Source organism: Belliella marina (genome assembly GCF_042682445.1).
Taxonomy (GTDB): domain Bacteria; phylum Bacteroidota; class Bacteroidia; order Cytophagales; family Cyclobacteriaceae; genus Belliella; species Belliella marina.
On record NZ_JBHUHR010000021.1, the window covers coordinates 73682 to 87787 of the forward strand.

At 40.6% G+C, this 14106-nt stretch carries 12 protein-coding genes; 7 read left to right on the forward strand and 5 right to left on the reverse strand.

Annotated elements, in window-relative coordinates:
• Positions 1-191 (reverse strand): CsbD family protein (locus tag ACFSKL_RS07185; protein ID WP_376884838.1); only part of this gene is annotated, 191 nt, incomplete at its 3' end.
• Positions 192-678: 487 nt separating this feature from the next.
• Between ACFSKL_RS07185 and ACFSKL_RS07190 the strand changes: the two genes are divergently transcribed.
• A complete protein-coding gene (locus ACFSKL_RS07190; RefSeq protein WP_376884840.1) occupies positions 679-1203 on the forward strand; it encodes a hypothetical protein in 525 nt (174 codons plus the stop codon).
• 389 nt (positions 1204-1592) lie between these two features.
• On the opposite strand, the gene ACFSKL_RS07195 is transcribed toward ACFSKL_RS07190, so the two are convergent.
• The 3 genes from ACFSKL_RS07195 to ACFSKL_RS07205 form a co-directional block, all read right to left on the reverse strand.
• Positions 1593-3035: a hybrid sensor histidine kinase/response regulator gene (locus tag ACFSKL_RS07195; protein WP_376884842.1), complete on the reverse strand. Its 1443-nt coding sequence runs from the start codon at positions 3033-3035 to the stop codon at positions 1593-1595.
• Between the two features lie 21 nt (positions 3036-3056).
• Positions 3057-3500, reverse strand: a complete 444-nt coding sequence (locus ACFSKL_RS07200; RefSeq protein WP_376884844.1) for a response regulator — start codon at positions 3498-3500, stop codon at positions 3057-3059.
• A gap of 171 nt (positions 3501-3671) precedes the next feature.
• Positions 3672-5087 carry a sensor histidine kinase gene (locus ACFSKL_RS07205; protein WP_376884845.1) on the reverse strand — a complete coding sequence of 472 codons (1416 nt, stop codon included), beginning with the start codon at positions 5085-5087 and terminating at the stop codon, positions 3672-3674.
• Between the two features lie 187 nt (positions 5088-5274).
• On the opposite strand from ACFSKL_RS07205, the gene ACFSKL_RS07210 reads away from it, so the two are divergent.
• The 3 genes from ACFSKL_RS07210 to ACFSKL_RS07220 all read left to right on the forward strand — a co-directional run bounded on the left by ACFSKL_RS07210 (position 5275) and on the right by ACFSKL_RS07220 (position 7371).
• The gene (locus ACFSKL_RS07210; protein WP_376884847.1) at positions 5275-5427 is read left to right on the forward strand and encodes a lmo0937 family membrane protein; all 153 of its coding nucleotides are present in this window, start codon (positions 5275-5277) and stop codon (positions 5425-5427) included.
• Between the two features lie 162 nt (positions 5428-5589).
• A complete protein-coding gene (locus tag ACFSKL_RS07215; protein ID WP_376884849.1) occupies positions 5590-5940 on the forward strand; it encodes a response regulator in 351 nt (116 codons plus the stop codon).
• 6 nt (positions 5941-5946) lie between these two features.
• Positions 5947-7371 carry a sigma-54-dependent transcriptional regulator gene (locus tag ACFSKL_RS07220; RefSeq protein WP_376884852.1) on the forward strand — a complete coding sequence of 475 codons (1425 nt, stop codon included), beginning with the start codon at positions 5947-5949 and terminating at the stop codon, positions 7369-7371.
• Between the two features lie 534 nt (positions 7372-7905).
• Here ACFSKL_RS07220 and ACFSKL_RS07225 read toward each other — a convergent pair.
• Positions 7906-8385, reverse strand: a complete 480-nt coding sequence (locus tag ACFSKL_RS07225) for an Hsp20/alpha crystallin family protein (RefSeq protein ID WP_376884854.1) — start codon at positions 8383-8385, stop codon at positions 7906-7908.
• A 308-nt stretch (positions 8386-8693) separates the two neighbouring features.
• Here ACFSKL_RS07225 and ACFSKL_RS07230 point away from each other — a divergent pair, with 308 nt between their 5' ends.
• From ACFSKL_RS07230 to ACFSKL_RS07240, 3 genes are read left to right on the forward strand one after another with little or no spacing between them, the layout of a single operon-like run.
• Positions 8694-11405: a TonB-dependent receptor gene (locus tag ACFSKL_RS07230; RefSeq protein ID WP_376884856.1), complete on the forward strand. Its 2712-nt coding sequence runs from the start codon at positions 8694-8696 to the stop codon at positions 11403-11405.
• Positions 11406-11424: 19 nt separating this feature from the next.
• Complete coding sequence (locus tag ACFSKL_RS07235; RefSeq protein ID WP_376884858.1) at positions 11425-12639, forward strand: DUF4876 domain-containing protein; 1215 nt, start codon at positions 11425-11427, stop codon at positions 12637-12639.
• 6 nt (positions 12640-12645) lie between these two features.
• Positions 12646-14103 (forward strand): DUF6850 family outer membrane beta-barrel protein, encoded by a 1458-nt coding sequence (locus ACFSKL_RS07240; RefSeq protein ID WP_376884860.1) that lies wholly within the window; start codon positions 12646-12648, stop codon positions 14101-14103.
• The last annotated feature ends 3 nt before the right edge of the window (positions 14104-14106 follow it).

Below are 14106 nucleotides of genomic sequence, written 5' to 3' on the forward strand. Positions count from 1 at the left end.
TACAGGTCATTGATAAAGCTTTTCAGCTCGTCTTTGGTCTTTCCTGTTTTCTTTTGGATTTTTCCCAACAACTCCTCTGATTCACCTTCTGCATAAACCAAATCGTCATCAGTCAATTCTCCATATTTCTGCTTGAGTTTTCCTTTGATCTCATTCCAGTTTCCTTTGATTTTATCTTCTAAAGCACTCATAGTTAAATAATTTAATTGGTTAAAGATTTATTTGTTTTAAAGTATTCATATACTATACCACATTGATTTCTCCTCAGAAAGATGCCTCATTTTAGCTTGAGGTGCATTTTTCAGTGATTTTTAATCCGAAATGGAATGGGTTTGGGGGATTATTCGAGGTTGTTTGACCATGTTTTGGGGAAAACCTTTCGTGTTTGATGTTAGCGAATGGGTGTTTTTGAATTTTTGATACTAAATACGATTGCCGAGATGAATTAAAAGTATATGGAATCAAAATTGGGGTATAAATTCCATTGATTGTGGCATAAATGTATCGTTTGTCTTCGAATGGTATTTTGGAATTGATTCGTTTAAATTTTATTTAAATAACTAGTAATCAGTATTTTAAACTGTATTTTGGCAATTGGAATGAAGAATTGTGGTAGTGGAATCTCTTTTGCATAAGTAAGAAGTAAAAGTATTCATGTTGAACAAAATTTTATAAATTATGGAACGGACTAAAGCAATTTTATTGGGAATGGGAATGGGTTTATTCCTGGTTGTATCATGTGAACAAAGAGGGGACACAGAACAACAGAAAGAAAATATGGACAGACTTGAAAGCTTTGTGGACAGTGTAGAGACTGCTGTGGAAAGGGATGCTAACCATAATTGGACTGCCTTGGATCGAAGATACAACCAACTGGTAAGCAATGTGGAATCTTCATACGAAAACACCCGTGAAGATGCGAAGAAAGAGTGGAGTGATTTGGAGAAAAAATATGAAGATGCCAAAATGGAATCTCAAAAAAAGGCGGAAAAATGGGAAGCAGACGCTGAAAGACATATTACCAATTTAGAATCATGGTGGGAAAAGAGGACTTCCGACGCCAAGAAGAGTACAAAAAATACTGCCAATGATATAGAGGATGGTGCTAAAGAAAGCTGGGAATGGTTGGAGAAAAACACCGAAAAATTGGGGAACAATATCAAAATGAGATATGAAAGGATTAAATTGGATTTGGAAAGCTAATCCAATACCAAGAATAAATTGTGTGATTGTTTAATCAAGTGAAAGTACATTTTTAAATAAAATTAAAGGTTATTCAGATACTGAATAGCCTTTTTTTATGAAATCCATATTTATATTGAGGTATTGAGGAAACGTATTCCAGAATAAAGCAATGATTTTAACTGGGTTGTTCAATGCCTCACTCTGGGGGGAAATCCCTCGCCTTTAGGCGAAGACTTTAGTGTTTTTTTCTTTGTGAACTTGGCGTTTTTATTTGGTGGTCCTCGTGGTAAAAATTGTAACCACAAAGGCCACCAAGTTTTTCACAAGGAGAGCACAAAGTCTCGGATGCACTTTGATCGCCTTTAGGCGAAACCTAACCTATCGGTCTTTAGCCTATAGTAGTTTAGTTAATTGCTAATCAATGAAATAAAGAATGTTGTTCCGATGCCTTCCTTGCTTTGGACCCGTATGTTGCCACCATGACTATAAATGATATTTTGGGTATTGGTAAGCCCAAGTCCCGATCCTGTAGGCTTGCTGGTGTAAAAAGGTTCGAATAAACGGTCAAGGTTTTCCTGCGGTATTCCAGAGCCGTTATCCGATATTTCTACGATACATTTGTTGGCTTTGGTACAGGTTTTCACTTCCAGTTGACCTTCTTTGCCATCCATGGCCTCAATCGCATTCACCAGGATATTGACAAATGCAATCTTTACTTTTGCCACGTCCAGCTTTACATTCCCTACCTCGGGGTCAAGATCTTTCACCAATTTGATGCATTTGAGACCGATTCTTCCCTCTACTTCTTCCAAAGCTTCCTCTATCAGTTTATTAAGAGAGTAATTCTCGGATTTGAGTTCTGTAAATCTTGTAGAATCCAGCAATTCAGTAATCAGTTGGTTGATTCTGGTACAGTTTTTTTTGATGGTGTCCAGCAAGTCACCACTTTCTTCCTTTACATCGTTTGGGAGTTCGTAGCCCAGTTGTTCTGCAGACAATAGGATGGTGGTAAGTGGGTTTTTGACCTCATGGGCAATAATGCGGGCAATTCTTCCCGTAGAAGAAAACCGCTTGAGGTTGAACAGCTCTTCATTTCTGATTTTGAATTCTGTCAAATCCTTGATCATAATTTGATATAGATCTTTGTTTGACTCATTCATCACAATGCTGAGCAAAGCCACTATGTTTTGGCTTTTGTTTACCTTGATCTTGGCTTCAAAATCCAGGACATCCAAGTTTCTGCACAGGTTGGATTTGAGGAGTTCCTTGTCTTTTTCGTCTACCAAAAGATCGATAAAATAAAATGCGTGGAAATCAGACTCTTCTGGGTTGTATCCAAACTTCTGGACAAAAGATGGGTTGAAATCCATGATCAATGATTCTTTGTTGATCAGGATGATTGGGTCAGCGGCCCTTTCAAAAATGTTTTTGAATTTTCTTCCTGCAATATCCAAGCTTTCGTGCAGCTCTGCGTCACGGATGGCATACCTGATTGTCCTTCCAAGCATCTGCCCATCAAAAGCTCCTTTGACAAGGTAGTCCGATGCACCAAACTCCATGGCTTGGTTGTCAACCTGACCATCTTCCATCCCCGTAAGGATGATGACAGGAGCATGTTTGGACTTGCTTTTGATAAGCTCCAATACATCTATTCCCGACTCAGATCCCAATCTGTAATCGACCAAAAAACCATCAAAGTTTTGCGTCATGAATGCCTCGGCTTCTTTAAAGCTTTTGGCATGGCTCAATTCAAAATTCATAGATTTATAACTCCTGAGCATCATTTCAATCAACAAAAAATCATCAGGGTCGTCATCTACAAACAATATTCTTTTATTGTTGTCTTCCATTGGCGTCGATAATGATTTCTTTTAACTCGGTAAGAGTACGGTCTTTCCCCAGTAGGTCTCCAACTCTTTCCCCACATTCAATAGACCATCAAAAGACCCCGGCTTGGTGATATAGCTATTGCTTCCACTATTATAAGTGGCTTTGACATCATCTTCAAGCTGGGATGTCGTGAAGATAATCACAGGTATTTTTTTGAATTCTACATCTGATTTGATCTCAACCAGTGCTTCACGGCCATCTTTCTTGGGCATGTTGAGATCCAAAAGAATCAGGTTTGGGGATGGGTACTTCAATTCATCAAAATACTTACCCTGCCTTCTCAGATACTGCAGGAGAACTTCTCCGTTCTCTACGCATGTCAGTTTGGCTTTGTTAAAGGATTCCTTAAAAGCTTTTGTGATAAGCAGCCTATCATCTATATCATCTTCTGCAACCAGGATATTTATAATCTTTTCATTCTTCATGTTGGCGGGTGTTTATTCGTAAAGTCGTCTACGAAGTTAATGAATTTTTTATGGCTTAACCGAATTTTATATTTTAATTATCAATAGGATTTGAATAACGATTGTATTTTAAGTTAAAAATATTAGGTTTTATTGATGTTTCTAGTTGTGCCATTCCATTGTAGGGAAATTTTATGTTGTAGTGCTGGGAAATATTATATGGAAGACAGCTCCTTCACCTTCTTTGGATTCTGCATAGATAGCGCCACCCATTTTATCGAATATTTTTTTGCAGATGGCCAAACCTATACCTGTTCCCTCATATGCATCCCTTCCAAATAGCCTTTGAAAAATCACAAAGATTTTATCGGCGTATTCTTGGTTGAAGCCTATGCCATTGTCTTTGACTATCAGGTGATAGTACACGATACTGTCATCAGGCTCGCTGATCAATCTGTGAACCAATTCTTTATCAGCAATTTCAGCATTGATTTGGATCACTGGTGGGATATTGGGTTTGGAGAATTTTATGGCATTGCTGATGAGATTTTGAAATACAGTTCTCCAGTCGGTGTAAGTCCCAAAGATTTTGGGGAGGTCCGCAGTTTCCACCACAGCTTTTTTTTCATGTACCATGACATAGAGGTCGTCGACAACTTCGTTGACCACTTCCGAAAGGTCGAGAATATCATCTTCCTCTTTTTGCCTTCCAGCCCTGCTGTACTCCAGCAAGTCTGTAATCAATTTCCTCATTCTATTGGCTGCATAAGCTATTCTTTCCAGATATAACTTGCCTTCCCCTTCCAATTCGTCTTTGTATTGGTCCTGCAGGAGATCATTGAACGAGGTTATCTTTCTCAATGGTTCTTGCAGGTCATGGGATGCCACATAGGCAAATTGCTCCAATTCCTTATTGGATATATTCAGTTGGTTTACTTGCAGTTCCAATAACTCCTTGTATTCCGCCAATTGCTGGGAAGCAGCTTCCTGCTCTACCTTGTACCTGAAGAATGTCCTGAAGCTGATAATGACAGCTAATACAGCTATGGCTGCTACAGCCAATACGATGATCGAAAGGATATTGAGGTTGTTGATGAGGCCTTTCTCTTTTTGGCTGAGAAACGCTTGCTGTTCCGCCAAAATCTGATTGTTCAGTGATTTGATTTTCTGTCCGAACTTAAGGTAATTCTGGCTTCTGTAAGATTTGACAAAATTCAGGTAATTCTCGGCTCCGGTATACTCATTCTTTGATTTTTGAAATGCTTCGTACCTCTTTTCAATTGTATTTTGAAGGCTGTCAACCAAGTCATCATTATAGCCGAAAGTACTGTTAAACTCTCTCAGACTGTCCAGTTTTTTGTTGATATTGGTTTGGATGTAATGGATGCTGTCTAAAAATGTAGAATCGTATGTGGTAGCGTAGCTTAGGAAGGTGATTTCATTTTCCAAAGACATTATATGGATGTCGTTGGTGTATTCTACCATTTGGTCAGTCAATGATTTTACCTGGTTGAGATGCTTGATTCTATAAAGTATGTAAAGTGAAATTGATCCACTCAACAGAATCAAAATCAATGTCAGAACAGTTATCGATTTTATTTTTTCCATGTTTTACGATATTGTTTTCGAGCTTTGATGCTCAACACGGGGTGTTTTTTCCCCATGGAATACTGTCGGTCTTTGCTATGGTTCCCAAAAATGGGTCGTATCATACAATTAACGGCAGGATAGTGGTTTGGGCATAAAGTTTGGAATATTTCTATTAAATTATTATTTAAATTTAAACTTTAAGACAATGGGAAATTTATTGTATTTAATTGCTTTGATCTTAGTGATAGGTTGGATATTTGGTGCATTTGTTTATAGTGTAGGCGGATTGATACATATTTTGTTAGTCCTGGCTGTCATTTCAATCTTATTTAGAGTAATTTCGGGAAGGAGAGTTTAGTCTCTTTTTATTTTGGGAAAATCTACCTTAACTATCAAAACCAAATCATCAGCCAAAATACGATTATTTGTATTATGACTGGTGATTAGGTTGGATTTTACAGTTTTTAATTGGTTTTTCCTTCTTTGATTTTAATCGAGAATTACAGATTCATACAGGCACATGGGAAAAAGGAGCGTTTTGATAATTGATGATGAGGTAGGGATATTGAATATGCTGTCTAGGTACTTGAAAAGGAAAGGGTTTGAAGTTTACACTGCCGTCAACTTAACAGATGGCAAAGGACAGCTTCAAAAGATAACACCCGATTTCTTGTTTTTGGACATAAATCTTCCCGATGGCAATGGACTGGATTCTTTGCCGAAGATAAAGGATAGGCAACCAATGCTTAATATCATTATGATGAGTGCATTTGATTATGAAAGGATAAGATTTGAAGCGAAATCAAAAGGTGCCTTGGCATTTTTGAGTAAACCATTTTCTCTTGATCAAGTTGACAAATTGACCAAATAAAGTATTATGGCCAAAATATTAGTGATTGATGACAATCTAGAAATTTGTAACCTTCTTAAAAGGTTTTTGACACATAAAGGGCATGAGGTAGAAACTACTTTGAGTGGAATGAATGGCCTGGAATTTGTCAAGAAGGAAAAGTATGATTTGATTCTTTGTGATTTTAAACTCAGGGATATAGAAGGTCCAGAAATATTACAAGAGGTGAAGAAGATTTCACCTGAGACCAAGTTGGCGATCATCACCGGTTATTCAGATGTACGGGTTGCCGTAGAGGTGATGAAAAAAGGGGCTTTCGACTATGTAGTCAAGCCACTTATACCTGATGAGATTCTCAGTTTGATAGATCGGGCCATCAATACACCCACGGTAGTAGATGTGAAAAAGGACATTGTCTCCAAGAAGGAATTGAAATCTATAAACCAACAAAATTTTGGAGGTTCGGATTATATATGGGGCAAGGATTTGGCTTCAAAAAACCTCTTGAAAGAAGTGTCTTTGGTGGCACCGACGAATTTTAGTGTCATCATATATGGTGAAAGTGGTGCTGGAAAGGAAAACATTGCAAGAACTATCCACAACCTAAGTGAAAGGAAAGACAAACCATTCATTCCAATAGATTGTGGTGCATTGACGAAGGACCTGGCTGGAAGTGAGCTATGGGGACATGAAAAAGGGGCTTTTACGGGAGCTGCCAGCGCCAAAGAAGGACAGTTTGAATTGGCAGATGGTGGGACTATTTTTCTGGATGAGATCGGCAATCTTTCCTACGAAATCCAAATAGGCCTATTGAGGTTGGTTCAAGAAAAGAAGCTCAGAAGGATAGGTGGTGTAAAGGACAAAACCATTGATGTGAGGATTATAGTGGCTTCAAATGAAAACCTTAAGAACGCAGTCGAAAAAGGGAGGTTCAGAGAGGATTTGTTCTATAGGTTCAATGAATTCACGATCAATGTGCCATCATTGAGGGAGAGGGGTAAAGATATTTTGCTGTTCGCCAACCATTTTTTGGATGCGGCAAATATGGAGTTGAAAAAAAATGTGCTGGGTTTTTCAAAAGAAGTCAGTACCCTGTTTATGAATTATGAATGGCCTGGCAATCTTAGGGAAATGAGGAACACCATCAGGAGATCACTTTTGTTGACTGATGGCAAAGAGGTGGAAATTAGTGCCATTCCACATGAGATTGTGCATGCCAACAAGTTTGCATTTAGGGAAGATAATGATGCTTCTAAATCCCATAGGCCCGAAATTGTAAAAAAACCACAGGAAGAGGCTGTGGATCTAAAAGAAATAGCTGCACAGGCTGAGGCAGAAGCCATTAGGAAAGTACTGATAGAAAACCATTTCAACAAAACCAAAGCGGCCAAGCAGTTGGGGATTGATAGAAAAACATTGTTTAATAAGATTAAACAACATGATATTTTATGAGTATCCGCAATGTTGCACGTTGTGATAGAAAAGACTTTATCCGATGCGGATACTCGTCAACAGACAACAGTTCACAGTCAACAGAAACTCAAATCGCTCACCCATCAATATTTTGTTTGGCTACGTGTAAGAAAGCGGATAGTCATTTAATATTTAGATTTATTAGACCGATTCCGAAGGGGGATTTATACTGAAGGCAATGAACTTTGGATACCAAAACATGGAAATTTTCTCAGTTGTGTGATTGTTCTGCGATAATCTGATTGCTTGGGTTAAAAATAGGAGAGGCCAATTTGGCCTCTCTCAATTAATGCCTCACTCTGGGGGAAAATCCCTCGACTTTAGTTTTTTTCTTTGTGAACTCGGCTTTTTTATTTTGTGATCCTGGTGGTAAAAATAATTACCACAAAGATCACCAAGTTTTTCACAAACACGAAGTCTCGGATGCACTTTAGTCGCCTTTAGGCGAAACCACACCTTTCGGTCTTTAGCCGATAGGTGTGGTTTTGTTTGGTACTTAAGCGTTCTTAAGTCTTAAGAAATCTCAATGTTTCTTGGAGGCTTTTGTTTTGCCTCCTCTTTTTTAGGAAGGAGGATACTCAATATCCCTTCGTTGTATTTTGCTTTTATTTTCCCTTCATCTACCGTTTCCGGCAGTGTAAAGCTTCTCTTGAAGGAAGAATAGCCGAATTCCCTACGGGTGTATCTATCGTTCTCTGTTTCTTTTTTGTCTTCCTTGTTGGTAGAGATGGAAAGAACTTGGTTTTCAAGATCTATTTGAAAATCAGATTTGGATAGACCCGGGACTGCCATTTCAACAAAGTAGGCATCTGCTGATTCCCGAATGTTTACTTTTGGCAAGCTGATTCCCCTATTGAAGTTTTGGGAAAAAACAGAGGGGAAATCTCTGCTGAAAAGGTCATCAATCCATGATGAAAGGGTAGGGAGGTCTGAACTGTGATTTTCTGTTTGTATCAAACCTCCTTTTTTAGGAACATTCATTAAAGTGCTCATAATAATAAAGATTTAGATTAAACATTTATTTCAAGAAATAAAACAAACGAAATGCCAGTCCAAATTTGCTGGTATTTATTGCCTTAAAGCATTTATTCTACGCTTCTATTGTGAAATGAATGAAGGGGAATGATGACAAACTGACTTTTTTGAGATGACATTTTTTCATGCTCGATATATTAAAGCCATCCATTTCAACCAGTTGGGAATCCCATTTGCTAAGCGGTTAAATATTGAGGGTTTATATATGCAATTATGTTGCGTTTATATGTTTGGGATGGGTATATTTGCGCAACAATGTTGCATTAATGAAAAGTATCCGATTAACCATTTTGTTTTTGATGATTTTCGTTTCCCCGATATATGGACAATATATTGATGGAAAAGTGTACGGTAATGATGGGACTCCACTGCCTGGGGTGATCATAAAAGTAGAGCCATTGGGGAAATATACGGTGACTGATGTATCGGGTAATTTTGGTCCAATCGGAGTGTCGGAAAATATGCGCCTTACAGTTTCCGCTTCTTTTCTGGGATATTCCAGTGTGGACACAAACTTCAACGTAGGAAATGATCCTGTCAATCTGTCGATAATCCTCCAAGAAAGAGGCTTAGACATGGAACAAGTCACTGTCCTTGGGAAAGAAGGAGGGGCTGGTTTGGGTTCCAGTACTGAAATCAGGAAGAGTGCAATCGCCCATGTCCAGCCAAACAGCCTGAAGGATGTGTTGCAGCTTTTGCCCGGTCAGCTGGCTTTCAACCCCAGTGTAAACAGTCCCCAACAAATATTGATCAGGCAATTGTCGACCAATACTTCAGGTAATGCGATAGCGCAAATGGGGACATCAGTGGTAATCGATGGCAGTCCCTTATCCAATGATGCCAATATGCAGCACAATGTAAACATCCTCAACAGCTCACCGGGGAGTTCTCCTCCCTTTCAATCTGTGGCTGGTCAGGGGGTTGACCTGCGGCAGATTCCGGCTGACCAGATAGAAAAGGTCGAGGTGATCCGTGGGATAGCACCGGCAAAATTCGGGAATTTCACTTCAGGGGCAGTGCTTGTAGAGACTAGGATTGGAGAGTTCAGTCCAGAGCTTCGTGTCAGGGCCAACCCAAATACTTTGCAGGTTGGATTTGGAGCAGGCAAAAGGATATCAAACAAAAACCAGGCAGTGAGTTTGGATCTGGACTATATAGATTCCAGACCAGACCCAAGGGACATCCTCAACAGCTACTCCAGGTTGACAGCAAGCATGGCACATGAGATCCGAGAGCTCTTTTCACAGCAACTTTCGATCAAGTCACGCTTGGCGTTGAGTGGGAATGTGGCCCGAAGGAGACAGGATGATGGAAATGATCCCGCAGCTAGGGCATGGGATACTGACGAACGGTCGATCCGATTCAATACTACATTGAATTACATTCCCCAATCGCCTTGGGTGGATAAAATTGAAGCAAATTTTGCTTATACCTACAGCAAGCAAGATGCTTTTTTCAGAGAATTGATCACCACCAATGTAGGTCCCCGTCCGATCTTCACAAAAGACACCACAGGTGCGGTTCCTTATGGATCTGCCCGATACCTCAATGAAACTACTGTGAACGGAAAGGTGATCAATTACTATCATCGGATGGAAGCCGTGAAGAGTCTGAAGATTGGTTCCAATTCACACAAGATAAGCTTTGGTACAGAATGGAGGGCAGACAGCAATGAAGGTGAAGGGAGGATGTTTGACCCTACCAGACCGCCAAGACAGAATTACAGTGCAGGGGATAGACCCAGGAGTTTTTCCGAGGTGCCAAACTTAAATCAGACATCATTTTATCTAGAAGATCGCTTTTCATCGAAATTTGTCCAAAAGCCCTTGTTTTGGCAAGTGGGGCTTCGTGCAGACCATTATTTCTTGAGTGGATCCACCAAAATGGATCTTGGTACATCCCTGCAGCCTAGGATCAACCTGCTTTGGCAAGCAAAGGAAAGCTTTGCAATTCGGGGAGGCTATGGGATACTTTCCAAAATCCCCGGGCTTCATTACCTATCCCCCGGCCCGCGCTTTATTGATATGATCAATTTCAACCATTATGCCACCAACCCCGCTGAAAGGCTGGTGGTTGTTACTACCAGAAAAATCAATATTCCGGACGGTCAAATGAGTTATTTCAACAGTAACAAATGGGAATTTGGATTGGAGGGTAAAATCAAAAACGTGGATTTTTTGATTACCATGTTTAGGGAAAAGACAGACCGGGCCCCAAGTTTTGTAAGGGAACCATATTTAGGCCATAGATCCCAATTTGAAGTATTGGAGTATCCTGAGGGAAGTCCTCCGGTACTTGGTGAGCAAGTGCCTTTCGATACGCTCTTTTTGGCCTATGATCGGCCTTTCGATAACCAATTCCTCCAAAATATCGGGCTGGAGTACGTTTTGGATTTTCCAGAGATCAAATCCCTCCGGACTTCCATCAATGTATCGGGAGCTTTTATCCATTCAAAATCGCATACTACGGGCAACCAGGTTGACAACAATTTTATCTTTCGTCATACAGAAAGTGAATATATACCTTATTACAATGCAGGGATTGGGGATGAAGCCAGTCAATTCAATAGCTCCATACGCTTGATCCACAGACTTCCCGCAGCTGGTCTGGTAGTGTCTGCCTTGGTTCAGGTTATTTGGATACAATCCGACAGGCCGGTTGGCTACAATCCACTACCAATCGCACTTCTGGATAGATCAGGGTCAGTCAGGCAGTTGACAGCTGAAGAGTCAGCCCTCCCGGAGTATGAGCGATACAGAAGGGAAGTATTGGACCGCCAACTTTTACGCGAAAACAGGCCTCCTTTGTTATTGCTGAATCTCAGGCTGAACAAAGAATTCAGCAAGGGGAGGGGCTTTGCCTTTTATGTCAATAACCTGGTCGATCACCGACCTCTCTATCTGAATTCGAGATCAAACATCTATTCGCAGAGGAATATTCCACTCTTCTTTGGCTCAGAAATTTTCTTCAAACTTTAAATACAAACCAATTATCAAAATGAAAAATCTCCACAAATCAATGTTAGGTCTCGCAGTATTGGTAGCGATTCTTTTCCAGTTTTCCTGTAATCCCGACGAAGGACCGAGGATAAGGCCCTTTGACCTCACGGTGATGATAGGGTTTCCAGATGATTATTCAGCTACTGAGGCCGCTGGAGCGAAGGTTACTATCAAAGAGCTAGCTTCCGGAAGTGTCCAAGAGCAAACTGCTTCCGCTGATGGGAGGGTAGATTTTACCCAACTTGTCCCAGGTGCCTACGAACTTTCTGCAAACCTGCAACTGACTGCCGAGCAGGCAGAGGAGATTGTTGGGATCTCTGTCCCACTCAACCTGAATTATCTGGACAACAACTTGATGTTGACAGCAGAAGTTGCAGAACAAGGTCCATTGGAAATCCAGCTTTCGGGTAGTGCTTCTGGAGGTCTTATTATCAAGCAATTATATTATTCAGGTTCCAAGACTCCCGAAGGCAGCAATTACTTTTTTGACCAGTTTTATGAAATATACAACAACTCAGATGAAGCCATTGCTTTGGATGGTTTACTGATTTCCAATGTATATGGCCCTTCTGGTCTGATCAATCCAAATACAGCACCTTCACCTTTTGCTGATGATCAGGACAACGTGTATATCTCTACCGCTTGGAGATTTCCAGGCTCAGGGGAGGAGAATATCCTGCAACCCTATACAGGTGTATTGATTGCACAGCAGGGAATCAACCATCAGGAAGAGAATGCCAATCCAAGCAGTCCTGTGAATCTGTCCAATGCCGATTTTGAATTGTTTGTGACAGGATCGACTAGGGATATTGATGCTCCAAATGTTCCGAATATGGTCATGGTTTACCATCCTTTTAATGCTACCTTTTCATTGGTGCCAGTATTTGGTCCGGGAACCATACTTTGGAAGACGGAAGATTTCGGAGCACTTGAGCAGGTTTCCATACCTGATACCAGCCCCGAATTCCCAAGAGTCGTGAAAGTGCCAAAGAACTTGGTCATAGATGCGGTAGAGGCTCTTAGAAGTGAAACGGATGGGGCATTTAAGCGAATCCCGGTCAGTCTTGATGCAGGATTCTCTTTTGTTTCAAATACCTATACTGGGGAGTCGATCATCAGGAAGTCCGTGGTTTTGGACGGGCATAAGGTATATCAAGATTCCAATAACAGCAGTGAGGACTTCATACTCCTTGATCAGCCTGAATTGCCTTGATAATCAATGTCTAAATCAATAGTTTTATTGGTGGTTTTCTGTCTTGTGCAAGGCGCCGCAGCCTTGGCACAGGACAGTATTCCAGACCGCTTTTATAGAGAGCAACTGGCTTTGGAGATGCAGTACCTCCATCCATATATGATGGAAGCATCCGATCCCAGGTTTTATGAAGCTGGGATTGGATACCATTCCCAAGATGGTGTCAGAACACAGCCATTTGGGCCGACAAAATCCAAAACCCTTGCCTTCGATACCAGATCCAGGATTCAGGTAAAAGAATGGGCTATTTTTGGGAAATTCAGCTATTCCAAGGTATTGGATGAACGACGCTCATTCTTATTGCAATCTGATAGGCTTGTAGGGATGCCGTACTTGGTGATGGATGGCCTGGTTGGATCTTGGTCAGGTGACAATACCGGTTTTCTGTTTAGCATCAAGAGTCCTTATTATGGTTCAAATGATAGGTTGAGTACATCCATGTCTGTATCCTACGATGTAGGCAGTACCAGTCGAGGTTCAGAACCCAGGCCACTGGCCAACCACAACGAATATAAGATAGATATCCAGGAAGCAGTCAGGTTTAATGATATATGGCAAGCGGGGCTTGGTTTGGGTTATCGTTCGGGCGGGGAGGAGCTTCAGATTGGGAGTTATTCTATTCGGGACTTCCGCTTGCTGCAGGCTAGGGGTTGGTATACATTTACTTCAAATACTTTCCAGAGCTACCAGCGTAAGTTGTTTGTGAAGGAAACCAACTATCTCTTTTTCCTTACATACCAAAGGGAAAAAATCAAATCATTTGCGGAATTTAGGTTAGAAAATGAAAATGTGGAGGCAAGAGATGGCATAGCTTTTCCGATAGTAGGTGGCAATGCCAAAGCAAAAGCAATGAACCTGATGACCGGAATTCAAATTCATGACTTTTATAAGGGAAGGTTTGAGCTTTATCTCAAATATAACAACAAGAACCAACTGGGCAGAGATCCTGTATTTGGGGCGATCAATGTGGAAAATGGATCAGCTGAAATTTCGAATGAGATGATTTGGCAATCAATTCGGAAAAATCCATGGCAAGTAGGAAGTAGTATTGATTGGCGTTCCTATGAGTCAACAGATATTGCTGCAAATGCAGGTCTTCATCTGCGTGAATTCAACACTTCCCTATACTTACTCAAGGAAATCCAGCTATCTGAATCGAATAAATTTTACCTAAAACCAAGTGTCAATTTGCAAAGAGGTGATGTAAGCCAAATGGGTAACAAAGCCACAGAGTTATCCAATTTGCTTATTCCACCGATGTTGTCGTTTTATGGGCAGACTTATTGGGAGCCTGGGATGGGGATGTTTTGGGAGCATCGTCTTCAGCGAAAACAGCTGCTCTCCATATCCATCTCATATTCCAATAGAATATCTGAAACTTACCCCTTAAATGAAATCCTAATCCGTACTTCTTTAATACTCTAAAAA

What these genes read in the sequence shown, in the direction of transcription:
- ACFSKL_RS07190 (WP_376884840.1), top strand. Translation starts at nt 679, where the DNA reads ATGGAACGGACTAAAGCAATTTTATTGGGAATGGGAATGGGTTTATTC.
- ACFSKL_RS07195 (WP_376884842.1), bottom strand. Translation starts at nt 3,035, where the DNA reads ATGGAAGACAACAATAAAAGAATATTGTTTGTAGATGACGACCCTGAT.
- ACFSKL_RS07200 (WP_376884844.1), bottom strand. Translation starts at nt 3,500, where the DNA reads ATGAAGAATGAAAAGATTATAAATATCCTGGTTGCAGAAGATGATATA.
- ACFSKL_RS07205 (WP_376884845.1), bottom strand. Translation starts at nt 5,087, where the DNA reads ATGGAAAAAATAAAATCGATAACTGTTCTGACATTGATTTTGATTCTG.
- ACFSKL_RS07210 (WP_376884847.1), top strand. Translation starts at nt 5,275, where the DNA reads ATGGGAAATTTATTGTATTTAATTGCTTTGATCTTAGTGATAGGTTGG.
- ACFSKL_RS07215 (WP_376884849.1), top strand. Translation starts at nt 5,590, where the DNA reads ATGGGAAAAAGGAGCGTTTTGATAATTGATGATGAGGTAGGGATATTG.
- ACFSKL_RS07220 (WP_376884852.1), top strand. Translation starts at nt 5,947, where the DNA reads ATGGCCAAAATATTAGTGATTGATGACAATCTAGAAATTTGTAACCTT.
- ACFSKL_RS07225 (WP_376884854.1), bottom strand. Translation starts at nt 8,385, where the DNA reads ATGAGCACTTTAATGAATGTTCCTAAAAAAGGAGGTTTGATACAAACA.
- ACFSKL_RS07230 (WP_376884856.1), top strand. Translation starts at nt 8,694, where the DNA reads ATGAAAAGTATCCGATTAACCATTTTGTTTTTGATGATTTTCGTTTCC.
- ACFSKL_RS07235 (WP_376884858.1), top strand. Translation starts at nt 11,425, where the DNA reads ATGAAAAATCTCCACAAATCAATGTTAGGTCTCGCAGTATTGGTAGCG.
- ACFSKL_RS07240 (WP_376884860.1), top strand. Translation starts at nt 12,646, where the DNA reads ATGTCTAAATCAATAGTTTTATTGGTGGTTTTCTGTCTTGTGCAAGGC.